This window comes from Sodalinema sp. (assembly GCF_046483825.1).
Taxonomy (GTDB): domain Bacteria; phylum Cyanobacteriota; class Cyanobacteriia; order Cyanobacteriales; family Geitlerinemataceae; genus Sodalinema.
Map to the genome: position 1 here is coordinate 1 of NZ_JAWOCL010000175.1, position 24,367 is coordinate 24,367.

Annotated in this window: 21 protein-coding genes; 12 read left to right on the forward strand and 9 right to left on the reverse strand. The window is 50.5% G+C overall.

Annotation, left to right across the window (positions count from 1 at the left end; translation table 11 throughout):
• The first annotated feature begins 5 nt into the window (after positions 1-5).
• Together R6U67_RS11400 and R6U67_RS11405 are read left to right on the forward strand one after the other, a co-directional pair.
• Positions 6-107 (forward strand): zinc ribbon domain-containing protein, encoded by a 102-nt coding sequence (locus R6U67_RS11400; protein WP_410252681.1) that lies wholly within the window; start codon positions 6-8, stop codon positions 105-107.
• A 129-nt stretch (positions 108-236) separates the two neighbouring features.
• The gene (locus R6U67_RS11405; RefSeq protein ID WP_410252660.1) at positions 237-881 is read left to right on the forward strand and encodes a hypothetical protein; all 645 of its coding nucleotides are present in this window, start codon (positions 237-239) and stop codon (positions 879-881) included.
• A gap of 68 nt (positions 882-949) precedes the next feature.
• Here the strand turns inward: R6U67_RS11405 and R6U67_RS11410 are convergent, their stop codons facing one another.
• Positions 950-2,590 carry a phospholipase D-like domain-containing protein gene (locus R6U67_RS11410; RefSeq protein ID WP_410252661.1) on the reverse strand — a complete coding sequence of 547 codons (1,641 nt, stop codon included), beginning with the start codon at positions 2,588-2,590 and terminating at the stop codon, positions 950-952.
• 198 nt (positions 2,591-2,788) lie between these two features.
• On the opposite strand from R6U67_RS11410, the gene R6U67_RS11415 reads away from it, so the two are divergent.
• The 3 genes from R6U67_RS11415 (at position 2,789) to R6U67_RS11425 (ending at position 8,275) form a co-directional block, all read left to right on the forward strand.
• Positions 2,789-4,597, forward strand: a complete 1,809-nt coding sequence (locus tag R6U67_RS11415) for an ABC transporter ATP-binding protein (protein ID WP_410252662.1) — start codon at positions 2,789-2,791, stop codon at positions 4,595-4,597.
• A 69-nt stretch (positions 4,598-4,666) separates the two neighbouring features.
• The gene (locus R6U67_RS11420; RefSeq protein ID WP_410252663.1) at positions 4,667-5,380 is read left to right on the forward strand and encodes a Uma2 family endonuclease; all 714 of its coding nucleotides are present in this window, start codon (positions 4,667-4,669) and stop codon (positions 5,378-5,380) included.
• Positions 5,381-5,497: 117 nt separating this feature from the next.
• Positions 5,498-8,275 (forward strand): CHAT domain-containing protein, encoded by a 2,778-nt coding sequence (locus R6U67_RS11425; protein WP_410252665.1) that lies wholly within the window; start codon positions 5,498-5,500, stop codon positions 8,273-8,275.
• 105 nt (positions 8,276-8,380) lie between these two features.
• On the opposite strand, the gene R6U67_RS11430 is transcribed toward R6U67_RS11425, so the two are convergent.
• The 5 genes from R6U67_RS11430 to R6U67_RS11450 all read right to left on the reverse strand — a co-directional run bounded on the left by R6U67_RS11430 (position 8,381) and on the right by R6U67_RS11450 (position 13,697).
• Positions 8,381-9,145, reverse strand: a complete 765-nt coding sequence (locus tag R6U67_RS11430; RefSeq protein WP_410252666.1) for a hypothetical protein — start codon at positions 9,143-9,145, stop codon at positions 8,381-8,383.
• 169 nt (positions 9,146-9,314) lie between these two features.
• Entirely contained in the window at positions 9,315-11,252 is a 1,938-nt protein-coding gene (locus R6U67_RS11435; RefSeq protein WP_410252667.1) for a CHAT domain-containing tetratricopeptide repeat protein, read from the reverse strand.
• Between the two features lie 134 nt (positions 11,253-11,386).
• The gene (locus R6U67_RS11440; RefSeq protein WP_410252668.1) at positions 11,387-12,028 is read right to left on the reverse strand and encodes a DUF3386 domain-containing protein; all 642 of its coding nucleotides are present in this window, start codon (positions 12,026-12,028) and stop codon (positions 11,387-11,389) included.
• 795 nt (positions 12,029-12,823) lie between these two features.
• On the reverse strand, positions 12,824-13,075 hold the full coding sequence (locus tag R6U67_RS11445; RefSeq protein WP_410252669.1) for a hypothetical protein: 252 nt from the start codon (positions 13,073-13,075) through the stop codon (positions 12,824-12,826).
• Between the two features lie 145 nt (positions 13,076-13,220).
• Positions 13,221-13,697: a Panacea domain-containing protein gene (locus tag R6U67_RS11450; protein WP_170190712.1), complete on the reverse strand. Its 477-nt coding sequence runs from the start codon at positions 13,695-13,697 to the stop codon at positions 13,221-13,223.
• Positions 13,698-13,914: 217 nt separating this feature from the next.
• On the opposite strand from R6U67_RS11450, the gene R6U67_RS11455 reads away from it, so the two are divergent.
• The 3 genes from R6U67_RS11455 to R6U67_RS11465 all read left to right on the forward strand — a co-directional run bounded on the left by R6U67_RS11455 (position 13,915) and on the right by R6U67_RS11465 (position 15,404).
• Positions 13,915-14,874 carry a Rieske 2Fe-2S domain-containing protein gene (locus tag R6U67_RS11455; protein WP_410252670.1) on the forward strand — a complete coding sequence of 320 codons (960 nt, stop codon included), beginning with the start codon at positions 13,915-13,917 and terminating at the stop codon, positions 14,872-14,874.
• A gap of 184 nt (positions 14,875-15,058) precedes the next feature.
• Positions 15,059-15,202 (forward strand): chlorophyll a/b-binding protein, encoded by a 144-nt coding sequence (locus R6U67_RS11460; RefSeq protein ID WP_087705175.1) that lies wholly within the window; start codon positions 15,059-15,061, stop codon positions 15,200-15,202.
• 58 nt (positions 15,203-15,260) lie between these two features.
• Positions 15,261-15,404: a chlorophyll a/b-binding protein gene (locus R6U67_RS11465; RefSeq protein WP_410252671.1), complete on the forward strand. Its 144-nt coding sequence runs from the start codon at positions 15,261-15,263 to the stop codon at positions 15,402-15,404.
• An 89-nt stretch (positions 15,405-15,493) separates the two neighbouring features.
• Here the strand turns inward: R6U67_RS11465 and R6U67_RS11470 are convergent, their stop codons facing one another.
• Positions 15,494-16,477 (reverse strand): SPFH domain-containing protein, encoded by a 984-nt coding sequence (locus R6U67_RS11470; protein ID WP_410252672.1) that lies wholly within the window; start codon positions 16,475-16,477, stop codon positions 15,494-15,496.
• Positions 16,478-16,579: 102 nt separating this feature from the next.
• A complete protein-coding gene (locus R6U67_RS11475) occupies positions 16,580-17,008 on the reverse strand; it encodes an NfeD family protein (RefSeq protein ID WP_410252673.1) in 429 nt (142 codons plus the stop codon).
• Between the two features lie 240 nt (positions 17,009-17,248).
• On the opposite strand from R6U67_RS11475, the gene R6U67_RS11480 reads away from it, so the two are divergent.
• Entirely contained in the window at positions 17,249-19,093 is a 1,845-nt protein-coding gene (locus R6U67_RS11480; protein WP_410252674.1) for a PP2C family protein-serine/threonine phosphatase, read from the forward strand.
• Here R6U67_RS11480 and R6U67_RS11485 read toward each other — a convergent pair.
• Complete coding sequence (locus R6U67_RS11485; RefSeq protein WP_410252675.1) at positions 19,090-21,045, reverse strand: calcium-binding protein; 1,956 nt, start codon at positions 21,043-21,045, stop codon at positions 19,090-19,092. The two genes, R6U67_RS11480 and R6U67_RS11485, sit on opposite strands and share 4 nt — an antisense overlap.
• 526 nt (positions 21,046-21,571) lie before the next feature.
• Between R6U67_RS11485 and R6U67_RS11490 the strand changes: the two genes are divergently transcribed.
• The 3 genes from R6U67_RS11490 to R6U67_RS11500 all read left to right on the forward strand — a co-directional run bounded on the left by R6U67_RS11490 (position 21,572) and on the right by R6U67_RS11500 (position 24,190).
• Positions 21,572-22,057, forward strand: a complete 486-nt coding sequence (locus tag R6U67_RS11490) for a hypothetical protein (RefSeq protein WP_410252676.1) — start codon at positions 21,572-21,574, stop codon at positions 22,055-22,057.
• A complete protein-coding gene (locus tag R6U67_RS11495) occupies positions 22,020-22,676 on the forward strand; it encodes a CheR family methyltransferase (protein ID WP_410252677.1) in 657 nt (218 codons plus the stop codon). The genes R6U67_RS11490 and R6U67_RS11495 overlap by 38 nt, the downstream gene beginning before the upstream one ends.
• A 389-nt stretch (positions 22,677-23,065) precedes the next feature.
• Entirely contained in the window at positions 23,066-24,190 is a 1,125-nt protein-coding gene (locus tag R6U67_RS11500; RefSeq protein WP_410252678.1) for a site-2 protease family protein, read from the forward strand.
• Positions 24,191-24,367: the final 177 nt, after the last annotated feature.

Here is a 24,367-nt window from a genome sequence, read left to right on the forward strand (position 1 = left end):
TGCCCCTGGACAAAAGACAGTATGACTGTCCGAACTGTCACGTCTCCATAGATCGTGATTTAAATGCGGCAATTAATTTGGAAAACGCGGAGAGTTCAACCGTGTAAGCCTAGTGATGGAAAGGTCTCGGAAGATCCAAGCTAGGAACTAAACATCAAATGATTAAGTTTGAGTAAGTTTTAGAGAGCGGACTCCTCAACCGGTTGCATCGTCGTCACTACTGGGAATATTGCATTATGGCCAAGGACACACAAGCGAATTCAGCTCCTTCTCCTGAGTTACCCGAGGGACAACCCACTCAAGTTCAGCGTCAAGGCTCCCAAACTCAAGGCTCCCAAACTCAAGTGGACTCTCAATCCCTAGTCCAATCTCAAGCCGGACCCTTACAAGGGCCAAATCCTCCGGATAAGTCATGGTGGTCTTTGCATCTGTTTGAAGATCAGAAACTCTGGTTCACAATTGCGTTGCTGGTTATTCTGCCAATTCTTTTGAGTACGCTGGTCTTACAACTCATCACCCTATCAGGAATGATGCTTCACTGGGTGATGAGGGGCATAATGTTCCTGGTGTTAATGATGATTATTGGTGTTCTGTTTGTCACCATTCCGGCGTTACTGGTCTGGGGAATTGTGGAAACATTCCGCTTTATGCACCGTCGTGGCTTTGGTGATTTGACGGCGATCGCTCTTCCCCTATCAACGGTCGCTTTTGGCATTAGTTTAGGCTCTCTATTACGCCCGGAAAGTTTTATACCGCTTTGGTCAGTCGTTACGGTGGTTACGGCAATTCCCGTTGGGGTCATGCTGATCTATCAACCTCTACGCCGTTCCTATCAGTTAAGTAAATATCGCAAGTCTCAAAAACATCTGATTCAACCCTAAAAATCAGTTTATACATAATACATAATCTATGGGGTGAGCTAGTCATGGCTGACCCTATAGATTTTTGACTAATGACTAGAAACTTGGGCGCGATCGCCCCAACCTTCAATCGTTTTCTCACCAATTCCTCGAACACGGCTGACATCATCAAGGCGACTAAATGGACGTGCATCAACAATGCGTTGCGCTAAAACTTCGCCTATCCTGGGAAGTGTTTGTAACTCCTCTAAGGTGGCGGTATTTAAATTAACAACTTCCGGGATATCACGGCTACGATCTGTTATGACTGAACACTCAGCTTCTCGTTCTTCGATCTGTTGAACAATTCGTGGGGGAAGTCCCAACTCGGCTGTCGCATAAAGTCGGTCAAATTCTCGGCGAAAATGAGCCGCGACGGTCTCATTTTGAATCATCAATAAGGCTTCATCATTACTGGTATTTGCGGCTTTTGACCAGTTGTGAGACCCCGTAATCACTAGAGAATCATCCACTAAACCAAACTTATGATGTAAGATATCACCGGGAGGAAGTTGCGGAACCCCAACCGTTGAAATTGCTGAACGCCACGGTTGATTATCCACCTCATAGCGACATTGAGAATCCGCTAACGCAACCCCCAACAAATCTAAGCCTTCTGAATAATAGCGAAAGGCGAATCCTCGGTCAATCAAAGCGCGAATTTCAACCCCAGTTTGATGGCGTTGGAGGAGTTGATCGGCGATGGGTTGGGAAGAAAACACAAATAGGGCTAAATCAATCGTTTCCTGGGCGCTGTCAATGGCGGTGGCGATCGCACCATTGGTACTTTCCTCCCAGGGAAGCGTCGTAGACGTGGGGGAAAATTGAACAGAAACCAGGGTATCATTCACCGTAAAACTGCGTAACGGGCGGTTCGGTTTCTGCAAGCCAAAGCGACTTTGGGGAGACTCATCTCCACCCCCACCCCACATAAAATTAAACTCTTCGCGAAATACACTCACCAATTCAGGACTTTCGATGCGCAAGAGATGATTAGGATTTCCCCGACTGGCGGTTTCTCCCATATCGCCGTGGATTCCTGACAGGGTAAAATTCGCCGAACCCGTGACGAGGATGTTGTTATCAATCAGGACAAATTTGTGGTGCATTAAGCCACTGCCTCGGGAGCCATCAGCGGTATCATCTAGGGTGGGAACTTGGGCGTTGCGTAGGATCACGAGGGGGTCATTTTCGGCGATTTCCTCGGGACTCATCACGCCGTCGTTGTCGCGATCAATTAAGCGTTTGGCTTCGTCGTAACGGGCGCGTTGGCGATCGTCGAATTGGCGAATTTCCTCGGGGCTATAGTCACTCCAGGGGCGGTTATAGTCATGTTCGAGGATCAGGCGAATGGTGACTCCGGCTTGATGTTGGCGGGCGATGGCCTGGGCGAGTTTCGGAAGTCGTAATTCCTGAACGGCGATGTCAATGCGGTTTTGGGCGTTCTCGATGTTATCGATGAGGAGTTGTTCGAGGTTGTCGCCGTTGCGGTTAATATCGCGGTAGGGATCACGATAGTCTTGGGCGGGGTTTTGGTTGAAGTAAACTTCAATTTGTGGATGTTGAGGGAGAGGGGGTAATCGGTTGACTTGACCTTGTTGTACCGTCCAGGGAGCGCGACAACCAAAGGTTAAACTGAGGAGAACCCCGAAGCTGGCGAATATCCAAAAGGAACGACGCACCGCAATCATGGCGATTACCCTGTGATGGGATAGGAATTGGGTCCATTGTGGGCTATTGTAGCAAGCGATCGCGGCGATCTAGGAAATCTCCGTCTATATGCAAGAACTATCGACATCTCTGAGTCTTCATAGCCAAAATTTGCACGAATGGGGGCGCGATCGCGATAATGAAGAAACGTTAACATCCGCTTACCCCAGAACGCTCCCATGACCGCAACCCCGATCAATCGTCCCAACCCTAGACCCAAAACCAATGACTGGCGGCTGTTTCTGCGCCTGACTCCCTACGCCAAACGCAGTCAGAAACTCCTCTGGATTGTCCTAGTCCTCCTGGTTCCCCTGTCCTTAGCCGGTTCCGTACAACCGATTCTCGTCGGACAAACCATCTCCTTCATTCGCGGAGAACCCACCTATTTCTTCCTAGATGGCTTAACCCTCTCCCAAGGAATCACCCTCTTGGTGGGATTACTCTTCCTGACGATGGTCATTCGCTCCACCCTCGATGGTATCCAAGGATTTATGGTGCAGAAAGTGGGCCAGCGGATGACGATGCAGATTCGCAACGATCTATTTGAGCGCGTCACCTCCCTCTCATCGAGTTTCTTCGATCACACCCCCGTCGGACGACTCATCACCCGCCTCACCAGCGACGTGGACGCATTAGGCGATGTCTTCTCAACCGGGGCCATCGGTATTTTTAGCGATCTCGCCACAATTGTTGTTCTACTTCTGGTGATGTTCAGCGTTCAGTGGAAACTGGCCCTAATGCTGCTGTTGATGCTCATTCCTACCGCCGCCATTGTCATTTACTTCCAACAACAATTTCGCAAAGCCAACTATCGCGCTCGTGAAGAATTATCGCGGTTAAATTCCAACTTTCAAGAAAATATCGTTGGGATCAATATCGTGCAACTATTTCGCCGTCAACGCTATAACGCTGAAGCCTTCCGCCGCATCAACCAAGACTATATTAGCGCCGTTGACCGCACCATTTTTCACGATTCAGCGGTGTCTGCAACCCTAGAATGGGTCTCCCTGATTGCGATCGCCGGTGTACTCTGGCTCGGAGGGGTGCAGGTTCTCGGAGGCGCAATGAACTTCGGATTGTTGGCTTCCTTTGTCCTCTTTGCACAACGACTCTTCGATCCACTGCGCCAATTTGCTGATAAATTTACCTCCCTACAATCCGGATTTACCGCCGTAGAACGGATTAGTGATCTTCTCGATCAACCCATTGATATCGAAGATCCAGCGGTGGTGAATACCCGTTCCATCCAACCGGGTCATAGCGGAGAAATTCGCTTCGAGAATGTCAGCTTTGGCTACAAACCCGATGAATATGTTTTGCACAATCTCAATTTCACCATTCATCCGGGGGAAAAGGTGGCGATCGTCGGTCCCACGGGAGCTGGTAAAAGTTCGATGATTCGTCTTCTCTGTCGTCTGTACGAACCCCAACAGGGTCGCATTCTCATCGACGGTATTGATGTGCGAGACTTGCGCCAGGCGGAATTACGCCAATATGTAGGAGTTATTCTTCAAGATGGTTTTGTCTTCGCCGGAGATGTCAAAAGTAATATCTCATTAGGAGAAACCTACGACTTCGAGAAAATCAAAGACGCCGCTGAACAAACCCATGTCTCTGACTTTATTGAACAACTCCCCCAAGGCTATGACACTCAACTGCGGGAGCGAGGAACCAATCTCTCGGGGGGACAAAAACAGTTACTGGCCTTTGCGCGAGTTGCAATACGCGATCCCAAAGTCATGGTTTTGGATGAAGCGACGGCGAATTTAGATGTCAAAACTGAAGCCTGGATTCAAGACGCTTTAGATCGACTCTTAGAAACCCGAACCGCGATTATCATTGCTCACCGTCTCTCGACGATTCGTAATGTCGATCGCATCCTGGTCTTAAAACGGGGCGAATTGGTAGAATCAGGGAGTCATGAGGAACTGTTGCAGCAAAATGGACTCTACGCCAGTCTCTATAAGTTGCAATTGTTGGAGAGTTGACCTTCCGAGCCAACCAGTGAGAACCGGACGGGTTTGTTGCTCAGATATCACCGATTGAGAGTTAAAATCATGGTAACCACACCTCAGCCAAAAACCGTCATTTACCCCGATTGCGACGGGAATCCCATGTCGGATAATACACGCCAGTTTCGTTGGATTGTCACGATTAAGGAGAATTTGGAGATTCTCTTCGACGATAACCCCGATGTCTTCGTAGCCGGGGATTTGCTTTGGTATCCCCAGGAAGGCAATAATAAACTGCGTCAGGCTCCTGATGTGATGGTGGCCATTGGACGACCGAAAGGCGATCGCGGGTCCTATAAGCAATGGGAAGAAGCCGACATTGCACCCCAAGTCGTGTTTGAGGTGCTATCTCCCGGAAATCGCCTCAAGGAAATGGCCAAGAAACAACAGTTTTACGATCGCCACGGGGTAGAAGAATATTATATCTTTGACCCAGATCGCCTCGATTTCAATGGCTGGCGACGCAACGAGGCGGGAATCCTAGAGGTGATTGACCATCCCGAAGACTGGACCAGTCCCCGGCTTGGGATTCGCTTTGAACTCCAGTCGGACCAGTTCACCATTTATCGTCCCGATGGCCAGCGGTTTCTCACCCCGACGGAGTTAGCTAAACAAGCTGAACAACACCGTCAGGAAGCTGAACAACACCGTCAGGAAGCCGAACAGCAACGTCAGCGAGCCGACTCCGCCGAAGCTCGTCTTCACGAACTCGAAGCGCGTTTACGGGAGATTGAAGGCGATCGCCCCGGACTCGGGTAAGATCATCGGGATTTAAGTGTTGCAAACCCATGTTGCAAACCGACGTTGCACACTCATTTTGGTGTTAGCCGATTGTCGCCAATTGTGGTCTAGGGAACGAGTCTGAGGAACGAGTTTGTGAGAGTTCGCCGTAGTTTGAAATGGCTGGTCATGGCGTTGCTGCTGGTGTTACTCCTGGGAAAGTCAGGATTGGGGACTCCCACCCCAGTCTCTGCACCCACAGTTTTTGAACAGTGGCGATCGCACTATCAAAACCAAGACTATGAAGCCGCCTTAGAGAGCTTGTCCCCCATTTTGGAGTCGGCAGAGGTTTCTCGGCGTAACCGCGCTCTGGCGTACAATTATCGGTCGCTAACGCAACAAAAACAGGGGGATTGGCCCGGCGCTGAGGCGGCCATTGAGCGCAGTTGGGCCTTAGTCGCACCGGAACGGGAGCGATCGCCCCTGGCGGCTCCTGACCAACGACTGTTAGCCGCCATTCTCACCACTCGCGGCCAGGTGCAATTTGCTCGTGGTCAAGCCGCCGCCGCTGATGAGAGTTGGCACCGGGCCACCACCTATTATCGCCAATTGGACTATGAGCCGGGAATCGTGGGAGGGGTTCTCAATCAGGCCCAGGCGTTGCAAGAGTTAGGCTTTTTGGTCGGGGCCTGCGATCGCCTGCTTTCCCTAGTACAAGGCTCCCTAAAACGCTCCTCACAAAGCGCTTCAGAGCAAGTTTCCTCTTGTCAAGGGTTGTTGGGACAATCAGAGCCACGGATGCGCCGCTGGTTGGGGGAGATGGCTCTCGATGGGAGTCCAGGGTTAGAGATTTCTCTGTTACAGGGGTTTGGTAATACTCTAGCCGCTATGGGCAATTTAGCCGCCGCTGAAATGGTCTTCGATGAGGCGCAGCGGCGATCGCAGCGGCTTCCGGGATGGGATGATCGGGAGTTGGCTCTGGATTTGGGTAATCTCTATGGTGCGAAGGCTCGTCGCTATCAGCAACTGGGGATATTTCGTGAGGGTTTCGATGAGGCGCGCCGTCAAAGTCTGGAGTCTTATCAGATGGCGGAGACGGGAACCGCCGAACAGCGGCTGCGATCGCAACTCAATCAAGTCTCGTTGTTGGTGGATTTGGATCTGGCCTCGTCCAGCAATCCTAACCCCGATTCCCAGGCCCAGGAGATGGTGCAGGGGTTCCTAACTCGCCTTCCCTCACAACTGCAACAGCAGCCTCTCAGCCGTCAGCGTGGTTATGGCCGCGTGGGGTTAGCCTGTCAGGTGTTGCGCTGCGATCGCCCCCCAGGGGAGACGGCGTTACAGGCCTGGGATGTCTCAGCAGCGGCGATTAGACAGCTCTTAGAGGCGGCGCAAGCGGATGCTGAGGGGTTGGGAGACGATCGCCTGGCCGCCTATGTTTGGGGCGCGTTGGGGCGCTTAGAAGCGTCTCTGGGGAATCTCCGCCAAGCTCAAGCAGAGACGGAACAGGCGATCGCTCTAGCCGAACGCACTGGGAGTCATGAACTACTCTATCGCGGGAATTGGCAACTGGCTCATCTACGGGAACAACAGGGGTTGGATTCCCTTGATGATTATCAACGAGCTTTTGAGAGCTTGAAAGCCTTACGATTTAATTTAACCACCTTAGACCCCAATCTTCGTTTTGCCTTTCGAGAAAAGATTGAGCCAATTTATCGAGAGTATGCTAAGACACTCTTTGATCGAGAGCAGATGACTCAGTCGGAGTTACGCCGAGCCATTGAGGTGATGGATGCTCTGCAAATCGCGGAAATTAATGACTTTTTTGGTGCGGCTTGTCTGGAGGTGCGATCGCACGAACTGGGCAAGTATTCAGATACAACAGTCATTTATATTCTCACCTTTGCCAACAAGTTTGAAGTTATCCTCGAAACCCCAGATCAGACCCTCAAACGGTACCCAGTATCTTTCTCGGAGGATATTGACACCTTTTTAGATTCAGTTCAACTGAGTCTAATCAGTGGGTTTAATGATAAAGCCTTGTTAACTCGCCTCTATCATGCTTTAATTAGCCCCATTGAAGATGACTTAGCCCAAATCAACCCGAAACAACTCGCCTTTGTTTTATCTGGCAAAATTCGTAAAATTCCGATGGCGGCGCTCTATGATGGTCAAGCGTATTTAATTGAAAACTATCCTATCGCCATTTCTCCGAGTTTAGAACTTCTTGAACCGCGAGGATTACGCATTCAAGATATTGAAGTCATCGCCGCTGGACGAGAAACCTTTGATAGTCTCCTCGATCAGATTGAGAGCCAGCCAGAATTTCGCGCTCTCCGACTAGAGGAATTTGCGAATATCAACCTCAAGTTTGTGGAACACGAGTTAACTCAAATTAGCGATTTGGTCGAAACAAAAACGCTATTTGCTGAAGAGTTTACCGTAGATCGCTTAGAGCAAGAAATCCAGTCCTTGAACTATCCCATTGTGCATATTGCAACTCATGGACGGTTTAGCAATTTTGCCGAAGATACGTTTATTTTAGCAGATCGTCCTCTCAAGATGAGTCAACTGGCGGATATTCTTAATGTCAAAGATCCCACTCGACGTCATGATCTCGATTTATTAGTGCTGAGTGCGTGTCAAACGGCTCAGGAAAGCGATCGCGCCGTGTTAGGAATGGCGGGAATTGCGGCGCGAGCCGGGGTCCGGACAATTATTGGTAGTTTTTGGGCCGTCGATGACTACTCCACGGCTTGGATGATGGAACAGTTTTATCAAGGTTTAAAGAGTTTCCAGAATCGGGAGGTTCAAGTTAACAAAGCTCAAGCTCTACGTCAGGCTCAAATGGCCATGATTCGCGGCGATTTGGGACCAAATTATACTCGTCCTTATTTCTGGGCGCCATTTGTTTTGATTGGCCATTGGAATTAGTAGGGGCGAAAAATTTTCCCCTCCTGGGAGGGGCTAGGGGTGGGTTCCCCTACAATTTTGTATTCAATGCAACAAATAACACCGTATATCCTGAAGACCCAAACATCAACGAGAATCACAAGTTGCGCCGCGTTGTGCAGCTTGTTCTTGTAAGTTGTCCGCTAAATTGAGAGGTTCTAATTCGGGATAATGAGTTTCATAGAGGGAGGCGAGACGACAGTAGAGATCTGGATGCTCCGGTGAGGTGGCGATCGCCTGATAAAGTCGGTCAATACTATTGGCGATCGCTTGAAACTGCTCATACAACTCAACTTCGATAAATAGTGCTTCCAGCGGCGTTAAATCCGGGGAGATTTGCTCAGAACGTTGTTGATGTAACTGGTTTTGTTCCTCCTGACTCAAGACCGAAAACTGGGACGATCCCTCTTGTTCTCCATTGTGAGCGTCAACCGTCACCACCACCCATGTTTCGGGTTCTAAAAAGTCTCCCTCATAGACAAAAGAATCTCCCGACACGGTTTCTGTCCACATCGCACCATCCCGACGACGACGCAGGGTGACGGTATAGCGATCAATTCCATCGGGTTGATACCAGCGTATCAGGAGGCGATCGCCGGCCACAAAGCTGTTGCGAGGGGTGATCAGATGTGGGATATTGCGGTTCATCAGAGGACGAGGACAGCCTCCGGGATCACAGGGAGGTGTCCGTTGTCCATTCTCCTCATCATCTTCGCGAGACTCCCCTGTTTCGGCGAGCCTGAGTTGCGGAAATGAGCCGAGTATTTCGCCGGCTTGAGATGAGAGTTGACTGCTGAGAGTCAGCCAGGCTAAGCTAAAACAGGTTGAAAACGCAATTAGTCTGTACAACATTATCGTTTTTAAGGGTCTTCTGGGTTCAGAGTAATAAGGAGAATTCATGACGGATTATCTCCGTTGCTGTAGGGGCAAAAAATCCCCTCCTGGGAGGGGTAGGGGTGGGTTCCCCTACAATTTTATATCCCAGGCAACAAATTCCACCCTATATTCTGAAGACCCTTGGTTAAGGCTTAACTCCTCGTGCATCTAATTGGTCTTGAACCCTCGCCTTCCATTGGACTTCTTCAGGTAGCGTATCACGGACGTTATCGATACAAATCTCGGCATGAATCGCAAATTGAGACTCCTCTAAATCGGGAAGTTGTGCCATTAAACAGTGAGCCGCACCCTCATTGGGTTCTAAATCAATTGCAGTGTCTAAATAATGACGCGCTAAGCGGTAAGACTGCTGTTCTAAAGCGGCCCAGCCTTGATTTTTGGCAATTGAATATTCAGTCCAGGGTTGATTTGTTTTTAGCAGCCGTTGACATTGCATTAAAGTTATGCTTGCTCGCTCAGGTTGCCCTTGTCTAATATACAGGCGACTGAGGTTATTACAACCAACTGCATTGAGACGATGATAGGAACGAGTGTAATGATGTTTGGCTTTGTCAACCTGACCCAAATCATCGTACATATTCCCGAGGTTAACATGGGCCGCCGGGTGATTGCGATCGAACCATAACGCCAGTTGAAACCAACGTTTGGCGCGAACCCAAGGACGTTCAACGTCTGATGGGGTTTCGATTTCAGCTTGTCCTTGCTGATTGAAGTAGTTGGCTAAACTTGGCAATCCCCAAACTTGTCCTAACATCAAACTCGCGATTAAAATTCCGAGCTTGATCGGATTTTCTTTCAACCAATTCCCCAAGAAATTTGTCTGATTATTTGTCTGATTATCACTGTTTTTTATATCAGCTAAATCGCTTGTAATGGCAGGTTGAACTTCCGGTATTTTGGCAAATACTTCCGTTGCAACTGGGGTGAGAAAGCTCTGCCAAGTCAGGCGTAAATCGAGGCAATTCTGATAAATAATCGGTAGCCAACTGGCGCAGGGAAACTCTCCTTCTAACCCCTGTAACTGTTCTCTGGCCCGTCGTACGGAGGTGCGGAAGGAATCCCCCTGGGAAAATTGAGCGAGAAAAGAGGTTAAGAATTGTTGGGCCACGCGATCGGGGACTAATTCCCGCATGACAATCGCAATGGGAATTTGCCAATCTTCGATTTTCTGCACTAAGCCTAAGCCATCACAGGAGTTAAAAATTGCTAGGGTTAACCCTCGTTTGACCGCTTCTTGGAAACCATAGCTTAAATCAGCAATTTCGAGGCTTTCTTGAGGATTGAGGTAAATTTTGCCGGTGTCGCCAATGGTTTGACTATGGCCAGCGAAGAAAATAATATCCCAGGAGTCTTGCCAAAGTTTAGCGTTAATCTCTTGGCGTTTGGGTTCCACGAGAAACTCAACGTTAGCGTGGGGGAGATGGGTTAAGAATTGGCGATCGCAGCTCGTATCAATATTATCACCATGACCCAAAATCGCCAGAATCTTCACCTGAGATTTCGGCTTTGGCTGCGAGGTTTTAACTCGGGTCGCCACCAGGGAGCCAAAGGACACTTCCGTGCGAGAATACCGTTGGCAAAAACTCCATAAATGCCAGGGAAGTTTCTTGATATCCCCATCATCGCAACGAATTAAGAGTTCAATTTCCTCATCTTTCGCTAACTCTTCTCGCAAACATAAATCTAAGCGATAAAACTCCGGTGACGCCAGCCATTGGCGAAAGTTTTGCGCCAGTTGTCGGGCGGAAGTTTGACAGGCGACGAAGCGTGTTTCGTGGTGACTGGCAAAACTTTTCTTGGGTTTAATGCGATAGGGGATTTCTGCGTCTGTATCCGTCTCAGATGACTCAGGGGAGCGGATATAGGGTGCGCCAATGGTACGGTAGCGATCGCGCCAATGGTGACGCACCTGTTGCGCCAGTTGCGGGTTTGCGGGAAGATAGCCCATCACTTCAATCTGAGGAAGTTGGCCATCGACACCAATCTCTAAAAAAACTTTAAAGCCTTGACCATCCAAATCGCCGTCTAATTTGAGAACAACACGATTGTTGGAGGCCACCATGAGAATCTCCCGCTTCTAGGCTGAACAGACGCCACCATTATACGAGACTCTCTGCCCTTGATGGAGGTTGGATGAGGGTAACGTTGCACCTCACCCTCATCCAACGCCAATCCAACGCCAGCGGAAATGGGAGGTTAGGCGTTTAGCAGTTGAATGTTGCTAAAGGTAAAGACTTCCGGCGTATCACTATCCGCACTATGGATGGTGCGCTTGCTGAGAATCCAGTAATCGCCGACTTGGGTGTATTCATCCTCAAAGTCACTTTTCGCGCCTTTCTGTTCCCCGGTTTTGGGATCGTGATAGACGGAATCGTAGCGATGGGAGAGATAGCCTGCGCCGGTGTCGTGGCTGCTTTGGGTATGGATGGTGACGACAACGCCGTGAATATGGCGGTGAACCATGCAGACTTCATTGTCGCGCAGTTGGTAGCGATCGCCCTCGCCTTTTCCACCGATATTGATACCAACGGCGCCGCTGTCGTCGCGATCGCCATAGCTAAAGGTATTATCGCCATGAACCGACTCAAACTCACGACGCACGCGGTGGATGGCGGTTTCCCAGAGTTGGCCATGAATGGCTTTCTGAACCGTCTCATCCTCGACATCGTGAACTTCGGCTTTCATATCGGCGCCGACTTTGGCTTTCCCGGTGACGACGGTATCGCCGTTCTCATAGGTGACATCCGCTGTGTAGCCGGGGAAGTTCGCATCCCAGGTATAGCGATTTTCGTAGGCGCTGCGGAAGAGTTCCCGGGCAGAGACTTGGGTAGCTGTCATAGTGGATTACGTTAATGGTGAATCGTCTTCTCTCCAGGATAGGCGGTTTCGGCCCGTGACCCCAAGGGAGGGTTTCCCGAGACTGGGGGGTTCGGTTGTTCGGCGTTGGCGGGTTAGAGAGGCTGGGGTGGGCTGATCTCTCTATAATAAATTTAAGCGCAATATTGAGCAGGACATTCAATGACAGCAAAACGGCTAGAAATTGAGGGGGATTGGGAAAAAATTATCAGCTATTCCGATGCCTTAGCAGGATGCAAAGTGCGGATGACTGTTCTTTCTGGCCCACCCCAATCCCCGTCTCCAGACAACCCCGTTCCCTTTCGTCTCGCTTCCGGTCGCTCCCTACTCAGACACGCCGGAACTGGGTTGGGTGATGACCTGGAGGATTGTCTAAAAATTGTTTATGAAACTCGTCGCCCTGTGGCATAAAGCCAGTTCTCATTCTCATCGTCTCCATATAACTTTTCCCAGAAATTATCGGCGATCGCCAGTTCAATATTCCGTAAAGATATTCCCATTTTTTTACCGTCCTCTTATTAAATAAAAAGTCCTGAAAACTTCAGCTTAATTTCCTTCACCCGCCTTCTTCTGCGCCCATTGGCGGACTTCACCGGTAATTTCCCCCAACCCCGCACCAGCAACTAGCATTAGAACATCAGCAAGCATCACTCAATCCCTCACTTCACAGAACCAATCTGACTTAAACTTTATTTTACTACAGTCAGCGGTCTTTTACCTTGTCAGATGGACTCTCCCACGCCAATTATCATCAATTTCATACCTAGGGGGATTTCCCTATCCCGAATAGAGTTGATGCTGTGGATCTAACCAAACAATATAAAAGACATCATCAATAAAAAAACCATGAACTCGACCATGTTCATTTGATGAGAGGGAAAACTGGTAAGGGGTATCCACTAACTGGTCTTCATTGGGCAAACCAAATCCATCTTCGCTTGTGTCTTCCCATTTGATCGGATGACATTTGAGGCTACTACTTCGATTTCTTAAGACTTCTTGCACCGACAAGCCAGATAAAGCTTTCAAACGATTCAGGAGAGTTAACCAATAGGTAGCTGGGTTATCCTGGACTCGGAACTTTGGGTGATTCTCCTGATAGTAGCGAAACGAAAAACAAATCAGACTAGGATGAGTTGGAGTAGGTCGAATCCGGGAAGAGGTCTGAGGAACCTTAGTTTTCTTGATTTTCTTGGACACGTCTTCCGTAATACTCCTGCATCCATTGTTTCTGAATTACCGCATCAGAAGCAGTATCTGGCTCTAAATTCACTCGCGCTTTTTGCCAGGGATCTTCCAGATGAGTCATGCGTTCGAGTTCATATCCATCACAGGCAAAATACTCATCAGCAACCTCATCTAAAAATAATACCACTTCCTGGGGAAGCTTAGGATCAGCCTCTTTGACAATGGGTTGCCAGCCAAAAGGTTTATATTCTTCATAGAGTCTAGGAATCACTGGCCCATGAATCCAAGCCTGAAAATCATCCTCAAACAGAGGTTTGCCATACAGCGCCAAATGCCACGCTTGAGCATAATAAACCAATTTTTGTAGTTTTAAGTTGCTTAAGAACGAGCCTTTCTCATTGGCTAAAGCAATAAAGTACTCGGCGATATCAAAACAAGAGAGTTGAGTGAGAGTCGTAGTCATGACTAGATTTGGTTTAACGTTATTATCTTAACGGTTAATTGAGTAAAGCCAGATGATACCCAAGCCAACTTGGATATTTTACAGGCCGCAACTCGATTTTAAACCATGAATCATCGGCCAACCCTCTACACCATTGCCTTAACCGATATCCCTCTAACCGCTTCGACTCAACCGTTTATGATGATCAGCATTGACCTAACCTATCGCTTCCATTATCATGCTTCATCGAGATTGGCATCCCGTCGCCGAAGCCATCGAACCCGGCACAGTCCGTTCCGTTAAACTCCTCGAACGGGACTTCGTGATCTGGCGTTGCGGCGATCGCATCCTGGCCTGGGACGATCGCTGTCCCCATCGTGGCGCTCGTCTCTCCGGAGGAACCATCGAAGACGGAGGACTGCGCTGTCCCTATCATGGACTCGTCTTCAATAGCCAAGGAACCTGTGTTGAGGTTCCCGCTGTACCGGGTTGGACCCCCTCCCCCCAACTCTCTCTTGGCGCCTATCCCGCCGAACTTCGCTATGGCTTAGTCTGGCTATCCCTCAATCCTGAAGCCGATCCGAGACATATTCCCGTTTTCCCCCAATGGAGTGACCTCAACTATCGTAAATTCCTCTGTGGCGCCTATCGCGTTCGCTCAAGTCCCCTGCGGGTGATGGAAAACTTCCTCGATGTCTCCCACTTCCCCTTTGTTCACGATGGCCTACTCGGCGATCGCAGCCACACGGACGTTCCCGAATATCAAGTTCACTGGGATGACCAGGGATTATCTATTAAAGATGTGCAAATTTGGCAACCCAACCCCGACGGAACCGCCGAAGGGGCCACGGTCACCTATAACTATCACGCGCCGACCCCCCTCAGCGCCTGGTTCGAGAAACTCTCAGGCGATCGCCGCCTCACCATCTTCTTCGCCATCTGTCCCCTAGAACCCGAACTGGCCATCGGTTGGATGTGGATCGCCATGAACTACGGTTCAGACATTCCCCAAGCCGAACTGCATGGCTTCCAAGATCGCGTCGTCCGCCAAGATATTCCCATCGTCGAGTCCCAACACCCCAAACGCCTCCCCCTCACTCTCTCCCAAGAGGGACATCTCCCGAGCGATCGCGCCTCCATCGCCTATCGTCAGTGGCTACAACGGCGAGGCGTCCAGTTTGGGGCGATCGCCACCTAAACTCCACCAACCGACCCCCAAAACCTCTACCTAAGGACGGTTTTTTCTCTATCATCTTGACTTGACAACAAAGATTTGTATAATACATCACCTTGTTGTCAACTTTTTTTAATAAAACGTTGCAACTCCTCGCTAGTTGTGTTAACTTTTGAAAAGAAGCAGCCAAGGCAAGGAGATACTCATCATGGAAAACCAAGACACGAAACTCGGCTTTACTCAATTCGCAGAAACCTGGAACGGTCGCCTAGCCATGCTAGGTTTCGTCATCGGAATCGCCACCGAAGTTCTGACCGGACAAGGGATTCTCTCTCAAATCGGTTTAATGTAATCGCCTCAAACACCGATATTCCGTTTAACTGCTAACCTCACTCAAGGAGATACCTATCATGGAAAACCAACAAAGCAAACTCGGCTTCACCCAATTCGCAGAAACCTGGAACGGTCGCCTAGCCATGCTTGGCTTCGTCATCGGAATCGCCACCGAAGTTCTGACCGGACAAGGGATTCTTTCTCAAATCGGCTTGATGTAATCACATCCATCAATCCACGCCATCTTTTAAATCATAAACAACAAAACCGGGAGATCAAATGATCTCCCGGTTTTGTTAATTGCTAATCATCAATTATCAATAGTCAACTCTTCAGCCTCCAACTCCTCCTGACTCAAAATCGACTTCATCCCCTCCAGCGTCGCCGGAATACTACGAGGGTCCATAAACATCACCTTACTACTTTCACTCGTCCCAATCTCAGCCCCCATTTCCAGATACTGTTGCGCCAGCAAAAACTGAAGCGACTCCGCCATTTTCGGATGCACCTTTAACGTCTTCGCCAACGTCTGCATCGCCTCAGCCGTCGCTTGAGCCTTCAACACCCGTTCCTGACGGTGCGCCTCAGCCTTAAGCAAAATCGCCTGTTTTTCCGCCTCAGCCCGCAAAATTTCCGCCCGCTGACTGGCTTCAGCCTCCAACACTTGCGCCTCCGCTCGTCCTCGAGCCGAGTTCACCGCCGACTCCCGTTCCCCTTCCGAGGTCAACACCGCCGCCCGTTTGCGCCGTTCCGCCGACATCTGTAACTCCATCGAATCCTGAACCGCCTTCGAGGGGATAATATCCCGCAGTTCCACCCGCGTCACCTTCACCCCCCAGGGATCCGTGGAAATATCCAACTCCCGCAACAGCAATTCATTGATTTCTGACCGCGCCGTGAAAGTTTGGTCCAACTCCAGTTTCCCCATTTCCGAGCGAATCTGAGTTAACACCAAATTCTGCATCGCATTTCGCAAATCCTCAACCTTATAATAGGCTTTCTCCATGTCCATAATGCGCCAATAGACCACCGCATCGACGGAAATCGCCACGTTGTCGCAGGTGATGCAAGGTTGAGCCGGAATATCGAGAACTTTCTCTCGAATCGTTTCCTTAAACACAACCTTGTCCAGAAAAGGGATGATAAAATTCAAGCCCGGTCCAAGCTTCTTACCACTATATTTCCCTAACCTTTCAACCAAAACCTCATTTCCTTGATTGACAATCTTGACGGAGCTATTTGCGACTGATCCGCCCAAAACAACCACAATAATAAATGTCCATAAAGCTTCCATAACTGTCTCCTAACGTGTTTTCTAACTTGTACTCTAAACGATGTCCCAAAACCCCTTACACCTGAGTATTGACCAGCGGTAAATCCTGAACAATAAACAGACTTAAGTTTGGTTCTGAAAATCTTCAGGTAACACCAGAAGCGTATTTCCTTGACGGCCGACCACGAGAGCTTTCGAGTCTGCCGGAATCGAAAAATCTCCCTCACAACGAGCTTGCCAAGAATTCCCTTCAAAGAGGACACGCCCCGTCTTGCCCGGCTCAATACTCGTTAAGGTTTGCGCTTCCGTGGCTTCAGCCAAAAGATAGGAATCCTTTTTAGGAACAAACCGTTTCAGGGAAAATAGGAACACCAAAGCGAAGACCATCCAGAAGAAAATCTGAATCGGTAACTTTGGAATAACCAAAGACAGTAACGCCACAGCAAACGAAGCCAGCCCCATCGCCAGTTCCACAAACGCCGTCGGTAGAAACAACTCCATCAGGCAAAATAGCACCCCGAGTCCAAGCCAGAGTAAGGTAAACGTGTCCATCGATATTAGGTGAATCTATAGATCAGGTCATGATCGAACAAGGGAGGAAGAACGGAACCGCCATCCCCCTCTATCATAGGCAAGGAATTTAAGACTGGGAAGTTTTGCCCTCGCTAATGTTAGCGCTCATGTTGGGAACCTGTCGTTTGCAGCGAGACAGGCTCTATACTGAAACTGATTCATCAGCAGACTCATTACCCCGAACGCCTCCATTTCAGCCTCATCATAGGATAGACAGCCGTGCTGTTTCGCGAATTTGTTAACCGCATTGACCCCCCCGATCGCCCCCCACCCCAGTACCTCTGGGCCGTGGGAGAGTTCGCTGCTCAAATTCCCGTAGGAGAGACCCTCGGCGATCGCTACGACGTCATCGGTCCCCAAATCTGGTGCGATCGCCACTCCGATCGCGCCCCCGACTTCCCCGAAGACATTACCCTCACCCATCTCCCCTATCTGCGCCTAGTGCGTCAGCGGCTCCATGTACCCCAAATTTACGGAATTTACAGACAAGCCGCCTCAGAGAGCCAGCCAGACCGCGAAATACTCCTCTTAGACAACGCCCCCATCAGCCCCGACGGACAGCTCTATCCCAGCCTGCGAGAGGCTTGGTCAACCGCCCCCGCCGTCCGTCAAGTCTATTGGCTCTGGCAAAGTCTGCAACTGTGGCCCATCCTCGACGAACAAGGAGTCGCCGCCAGTCTCCTCAACCCCGAAAACTTGCGAGTTCAAGGTTGGCGACTGTGGCTGTTGCAACTCCACAGCGGCAACACCGGCCATCAACTGACCGACCTCGGCTATCACTGGGCCAACTGGATTAGTTCCTCCTCGGCGATCGTAGCCCAACCCCTGAGCCAACTGTGTCAGCGGATGCGTGAAGGCGAACCACTAACCCACATCGAAGCAAGCCTCAATCAACTCCTCCTCGAACTGGCCGCAGAACGGCCCTTATCCCTAGAAATTAGCGGGGCCAGCGATCCCGGTCCTCTGCGATCGCACAACGAAGATGCCTGTTATCCCACCCTCACCGACCTCAACCACCGCGATCGCTACATTCGGGATTTAGCCATTCTCTGTGACGGCGTCGGCGGTCACGATGGCGGCGAAGTGGCCAGCCAGACCGCCGTGCGCACCCTAACCCTACAAGTTCGCCAGCTCTGGACATCCATCCAGCAAGACCGCCAACTTCTCCCCCCCAAACTCGTTCGCGAACAACTCGCGGCGATCGTGCGCGTCGCCAACAACACCATTGCCCATCAAAACGATAGCCAAGAGCGACAAGCCCGGCAACGCATGGGAACCACCCTCGTCCTCGGCTGGCAACTCGGTCAAAGCCTGCGCAACGACGCCGGTGTCGTCCGCGCCAACAGTCATGAATTGTATCTCGTCAACATCGGCGACAGTCGCGCCTACTGGCTCACCCCCCACTATTGCCAACAACTCAGCGTTGACGATGACGTGGCCCATCGAGAGGTCGAATTTGGCCGCAGTTTCTACCGAGAAGCCCAACAACGCCTAGATGCTGGGGCGCTCACCCAAGCCCTAGGAACACGAGATAGTGAATTCCTACAACCGTCAATCCAGCGATTTGTCATCGAAGAAGATGGAATTTTACTCCTTTGTTCCGATGGTCTCAGCGACCAAGATTGGGTTGAAAAATCCTGGCAACAGGTCGCCCCAGCCGTCTTAGCCGGAGACTGTACCTTAGACGAGGCGGTTCAGGCCTGGATTCAACTGGCCAACGAACAGAACGGTCATGACAACACCTCCGTGGTGATGATGCTCTGTCGCGTCTCCCCTCCCCCCCCTAAACCCCTAGACTCCTTTGACAGCGATTCCGAGGCCCCCGAAGATCCCCTAGAGTCCGAATTCTCCGAAGCCTCTAAAGCCTTGTTATATGACCAAGCCACCGACGTTGCCGGTGCAGCCGCTCGCCGTCGCCGCCGTCCCAACGCCACCCTGCAAACCGTTTTGGGGATTGTTCTAACAATTCTCTTGGGCGGGGGGGTCTTCTGGGTGGCCTACCAACAGATGCGACCTCAAACCCCTTCCGACCCATTTCCTGACCCCCCAGCCTCAGACAACTAGAAGACGATAATTGAACTCGCATTAATATCGGAGGTAATCACATCATTTAGGTTGAGGATGCTGACCTGCGGTTGCGGGCCATTTCCGTCAGGATCATAATAGAGAACACCGTTGATGGTGGTGATCGGCTCGAAGATAAACCGATGCTCTGGGGTTGAAGCACTGCCGCCAGAGGTAAATTGCTCAGAGGGCAGCACCCCAGGAGTCAAACCGCCGCCAAAGCCAGCAGCCGAAACCAAAATCACATCCTGACTCTCAAACGAACTATTTAACCTGTCGACCCCATCTCCGGGGTTATTGAACACTAAACTATCCGCACCACTACCACCAACAATCAGATCGCCCCCTGGACCGCCTAAGAAGAAGTCGCCACCGCCGTTACCAAAGAGCGTGTTATCACCCCCCGTTGAAATCAGGGTGTCTGTTTCTGGGCTTCCTTCTATGAAATTATCCCCGTTGCCAGTAATCAGGACTTCCACCCCACCCGCAATTGTGACAAACAGATTTTCATCGCTCTCAATAATCAAGGTATCAATACCATTGCCACCGCTGACGATATCTTGAGGGCCAGCAATAATCAGGTCGTTACCATTTCCCCCTCGGAGCGTATTAGTACCCCCACCCCCCACGAGAGTATTATCGCCGTCAATGCCGACGAGCAAATCATCACCGTCATTGCCGAATAGTTGGTTCGGATTCTGATTACCAATCAGGGTATCAAGGTCTGGAGAGCCAAAGACATTGTTAAAGCCTAAAACGCTAATTGTATCCGTGATGGTTTGGTCTCCCGCTTGACCCAAATCAACGGCAACTTGTTGATCGAGAATCAGAGTATTATTTCCCCCGCGACCATCAATCACTTGCGGTTGAGTTCTGAGAACGCTTGCCGTAGCACTCGCTGTTCCGCCACTTTCACTGACAAGGGTGTAGTTAAATTGTCCTGAACCCAATTCTTCAAAGATATCATCGGCAACGAAAATAAGTTCATCGCCATCCTGGGAAACCGCACCATTAACACCCCCTTCAAAACTGAGGATGGAGAGTTCTCCTCCTTCGGGGTCACTGTCATTGACGAGCAAATCCTCAACATTGAGTAAAATACGGTTTCCAAAGTTATAGCGGAGGGTATCATCGCCGGCGGTTCCAATGATGGTGTCAGAGGTGAGGGTGTCGTTTTCGGCGATGGGATTGACTGGCTCAGGTTCGGGTTCCGGCTCAGGTTCCGGCTCAGGTTCGGGTTCCGGCTCAGGTTCGGGTTCCGGCTCGGGTTCGGGTTCCGGCTCGGGTTCGGGTTCCGGTTCAGGTTCGGGTTCCGGCTCGGGTTCGGGTTCGGGTTCCGGCTCGGGTTCGGGTTCCGGCTCGGGTTCGGGTTCGGGTTCCGGCTCGGGTTCGGGTTCCGGTTCAGGTTCGGGTTCCGGTTCAGGTTCGGGTTCAGGTTCGGGTTCCGGCTCAGGTTCGGGTTCCGGCTCAGGTTCGGGTTCTGCAAAGGTCAGATTTAAGTCAAAGCTGTCAATTCCCAACTGATTGGCGAAACTGCCGATCGCCAGCGATCGCCCATCACCGTTAAACTCAACCGTCACGGTTTGGAAGCGATCAAACTCACCGCCAACACCTAGATTGGGGGATGTTTTTGGCAAAACAAAACTATCAATAACCGCTCCAGTCCCATCGAGAACTTGAATCGTATGGTCTAGGTGAGGAGAGGTATAACGTAGCGTCAGTTGTCCAGCAACGATCGCCGGCAGAGTCTCAGCAATCCCCACCTGAATCGCCTCATCGCCGCTATAAGTCATGAGGGTGCGCCCTCCCGCCGCCGCGAAGTTCCCTCGTCCTCCGCTCTCACGGCTCCACAGGGCGATCGCATTGTCAGAAAAAGTCAACCCCTGGCTGGCATATTGAGTCCCAATCGCCGCCAAATCTGTAACATCTGAGAAGTCTAGTTGAACATCCATTGGACTTAAAAGATAAAGGTCAAACGCCAGCCTACTAGCAGTCTAGCACGCCAATAAAACGAATACCCCCACCTTAACCCCTTCTTATATTTTCTTGACAATTTCTTGACAATTTCTTGATAATATTGACGGTGAACTCAATAAATTAACCTCAGAGATAAACCTTACTTTTTAATAATTACTAAAACAAGACATAAAAAAGACATCATACCAATTTTCAGGAGTCGTGCCGTAGATGTCCATAGGGGAACCCACAACCCCTCCCAGGAGGGGACGGCCGTTCGCCCTACTCGGTGTCAGATGTCTAGCAAGCATTTCGAAAAATGGTATTAAACTGTACAAAAATTACAATCCAAAAACCCGAATACCCAGTCGTAAGCCAGAAACCATCGATCTTGCCAACTCCTTAAGTCCCGCTTCTAACCAGCAGGAGTCTTCCCGAAACCCGAAACCAAGACTTGTACAAAAGAGAGCCAACAGTGATTAACTATTAGGAAGATATCCCCAACCTATCCGTTCTGCGTTCATGTCTGCCTCTCGTCAAAAGTCCTTCAAAAACCGCTACCGTGGCAACTGGCATACCATTGCCACACGAACCCGCCGTTTTAGCCGCAACCGCTGTATCCTCAACCCCTTCCACAAAGCCGAAGCCGTCCATCACCTACGCTATCGAGACATCCGAGGCAAAATAGCCGGGCGAGAAGTCCCCGGCTGGGATGTCGTTCCCCTCTGTCGCCGCTGTCATGGTCGAGTTCACCGTAAACAACATTGGTATAGTGCCAAACGTCACCCAGCCCTCAACAATCGTCAACATTGGGGAGTCCTGTGGCGACTGCGGCTGCGGTTTTGGCTCTGGGCTGGGGTGTTAAATTTGTGGTGGGTTCCAGCCTTGACCGTGGCCCTAGCGACGGCATGGTTCACCTATGGTACGCCGATCAGGGAGACTCTACCGCGACTGAACCCACCGTCTGAGTATGACTTTAATGAATCGGATGTCCCAGATTCCCTCTGAAACCTCGTTTTTCCGTGATTTTCAAGTTTTTGAGGGCCTCCGTAAACAAATTTTTCCTGAACTGCTGCGTCGTCACTACCAACAACGACAACTCAACATCTGGTCAGCGGCCTGTTCTCGGGGTCAAGAAGCCTACAGCCTGGCCATACTGCTCTATGATGCCTTTCCGCTGATGGTTCATCATTGGACTCTACAAATCCTCGCCAGCGACATCTCCGACGACGTACTACGTCAAGCTCGCTCCGGGATCTATAGTGACTTAGAAGTCAAACGCCGTCTTCCCCCACGTTTACGAGAACGTTACTTTCGTCGCCAGGGCAATGATTGGGTGGTCTGTGATGAAATTCGCCTCATGGTTCAGTTTCGCCGCATTGATTTGCGTCAACCGCTTCCACCTCTGCCAAAAATGGATGTGGTGTTGTTGCGAAATCTCTTGATTTATTTTGAGGTTCCTGAGCGAACCCATTTATTGCATCAGGTGGCAGAAGTGATTAAACCCCAAGGATATTTGGTCTTGGGAGCCAGTGAAACCTTAACTAGCTCCTTTGAGGGATTTCGACCCATTCTGCGGAATGAAACCGTATTTTACCAGTTCTGTCCCTCGGAGGATGTGGTTTAGAGCGATCGCCCCGTAGAATATGGACATCGAATCGATAGAGATACCCTAGAGACACCCTAGAGATACCCTATTGACATTCTCCCCCGCTCAACCGATCAACGGTGTGCATCGACAGTTGGCGTCAACAGTGTGAAAGACCGTACTGTTAGGGGCGGGCAACGCGACCCCTTAAGGGCGATCGCAATTTAACAAAACGTTACAATAGAAACAAGTTCACAGCGACTCGGCTCGTCAAACCCGGTTTGTAGCACCATTCATCGCCACAAGCCCGACAGTAATCATCCTTTGCTCGACTGGCGAACGTCCCCCATAACGTTCCTTGTATTTCGACAGTATGTTTCGACGGTTCGAGTCTCGCTCTACCCCAGTTGCATTCAGGAGACCCCTCTATGAACGGCTCGTTCCGCGTCGGAAACCTTTTCGGAATCCCCTTCTATCTCAACGCATCCTGGTTCCTCGTCCTAGCCCTCGTGACCTTCAGCTACGGCGGCGGACTCGCCAGTCAATTTCCAGAACTCGGTGTCATTCTGCCCTGGATTTTAGGATTAGTGGCGGCCCTGCTGCTATTTTCCTCCGTCCTTGCCCATGAATTGGGCCATAGCTTCGTCGCCCAAAGCCAAGGGATTGAAGTCAAATCCATCACCCTGTTTCTCTTTGGTGGCTTAGCCAGCTTAGGGCGAGAGTCCGAGACTCCCGGAGAGTCGTTCTGGGTCGCCATCGCCGGTCCCTTGGTCAGTCTAGGTCTGTTCGGTCTGTTCACGGCGATCGTGCAAACCGTCCCCCTCTCAGCCCCCTTAGCGGCGATTCTGGGATTGTTGGCCACGATTAACCTGATTTTGGCCCTGTTCAACCTGATTCCCGGACTCCCCCTCGACGGCGGTAACATCCTGAAATCAGCCGTCTGGAAAGTCACCGGGAACCCCTATAAAGGAACCGTGATTGCCAGCCGCGTCGGCCAAGTCATTGGTTGGTTGGCGATCGCCTCGGGTGTCATTCCCATCTTCTTCAACGCCGGCTTCAACTTCTGGAACGTCCTCATTGGCTGGTTCCTCCTGCAAAACGCCGGAACCTCCGCCCAATCGGCACAAATCCAAGAAAAACTCGATGGCCTAACCGCTGGCGATGCTGTCACTCCTGATAGTCCCGTCATTCCCGCCAACCTCTCCCTGCGAGAGTTCGCCAACAACTACGTCATCGGTCGTCGCAACTGGCGCAAATACCTCGTCACCGACGAGAACCAGAAACTCATCGGCGCCCTATCCGTCGAAGCCATGCGTCAAGTTCCCACCTCTGACTGGAATGATGTCCAAGTCTCTGAGTTGATGGAAAGCGTCGATGTGCAAACCGTCGAATCCAACCAATCCTTGCTCGAAGTCGTCACCCTGCTCGAAAACCAAAAACTCTCCGAACTTCCTGTTATTGGGGAAAACGGAATCGTTCTAGGACTCCTAGAAAAAAGCTCTGTGATTCGCCTCCTCCAGAACAAAAACGATAGTCAAGCGAAGCCCGCGTAGAGGCAAAACCAGCGACAACCGAATAAGACAGGGAAGTTCTTGAATCGATTTCCCTAAGCAAAAGGCGGGCATAACCCGCCTTTTTTCTATCCAAACATTAAGACCAAACATTAAGACTAAACATCAAACTTGAAGGATCTATCAAACCCCAGCTATCAAGCGATGTCCTGGTGCTTT

Bases quoted from the DNA above. Each gene is read 5' to 3' on its own strand.
- R6U67_RS11405 (WP_410252660.1), top strand. From the start codon at position 237: ATGGCCAAGGACACACAAGCGAATTCAGCTCCTTCTCCTGAGTTACCC.
- R6U67_RS11410 (WP_410252661.1), bottom strand. From the start codon at position 2,590: ATGATTGCGGTGCGTCGTTCCTTTTGGATATTCGCCAGCTTCGGGGTT.
- R6U67_RS11415 (WP_410252662.1), top strand. From the start codon at position 2,789: ATGACCGCAACCCCGATCAATCGTCCCAACCCTAGACCCAAAACCAAT.
- R6U67_RS11420 (WP_410252663.1), top strand. From the start codon at position 4,667: ATGGTAACCACACCTCAGCCAAAAACCGTCATTTACCCCGATTGCGAC.
- R6U67_RS11430 (WP_410252666.1), bottom strand. From the start codon at position 9,145: ATGTTGTACAGACTAATTGCGTTTTCAACCTGTTTTAGCTTAGCCTGG.
- R6U67_RS11435 (WP_410252667.1), bottom strand. From the start codon at position 11,252: ATGGTGGCCTCCAACAATCGTGTTGTTCTCAAATTAGACGGCGATTTG.
- R6U67_RS11440 (WP_410252668.1), bottom strand. From the start codon at position 12,028: ATGACAGCTACCCAAGTCTCTGCCCGGGAACTCTTCCGCAGCGCCTAC.
- R6U67_RS11450 (WP_170190712.1), bottom strand. From the start codon at position 13,697: ATGACTACGACTCTCACTCAACTCTCTTGTTTTGATATCGCCGAGTAC.
- R6U67_RS11455 (WP_410252670.1), top strand. From the start codon at position 13,915: ATGCTTCATCGAGATTGGCATCCCGTCGCCGAAGCCATCGAACCCGGC.
- R6U67_RS11460 (WP_087705175.1), top strand. From the start codon at position 15,059: ATGGAAAACCAAGACACGAAACTCGGCTTTACTCAATTCGCAGAAACC.
- R6U67_RS11465 (WP_410252671.1), top strand. From the start codon at position 15,261: ATGGAAAACCAACAAAGCAAACTCGGCTTCACCCAATTCGCAGAAACC.
- R6U67_RS11470 (WP_410252672.1), bottom strand. From the start codon at position 16,477: ATGGAAGCTTTATGGACATTTATTATTGTGGTTGTTTTGGGCGGATCA.
- R6U67_RS11475 (WP_410252673.1), bottom strand. From the start codon at position 17,008: ATGGACACGTTTACCTTACTCTGGCTTGGACTCGGGGTGCTATTTTGC.
- R6U67_RS11485 (WP_410252675.1), bottom strand. From the start codon at position 21,045: ATGGATGTTCAACTAGACTTCTCAGATGTTACAGATTTGGCGGCGATT.
- R6U67_RS11490 (WP_410252676.1), top strand. From the start codon at position 21,572: ATGTCTGCCTCTCGTCAAAAGTCCTTCAAAAACCGCTACCGTGGCAAC.
- R6U67_RS11495 (WP_410252677.1), top strand. From the start codon at position 22,020: ATGACTTTAATGAATCGGATGTCCCAGATTCCCTCTGAAACCTCGTTT.
- R6U67_RS11500 (WP_410252678.1), top strand. From the start codon at position 23,066: ATGAACGGCTCGTTCCGCGTCGGAAACCTTTTCGGAATCCCCTTCTAT.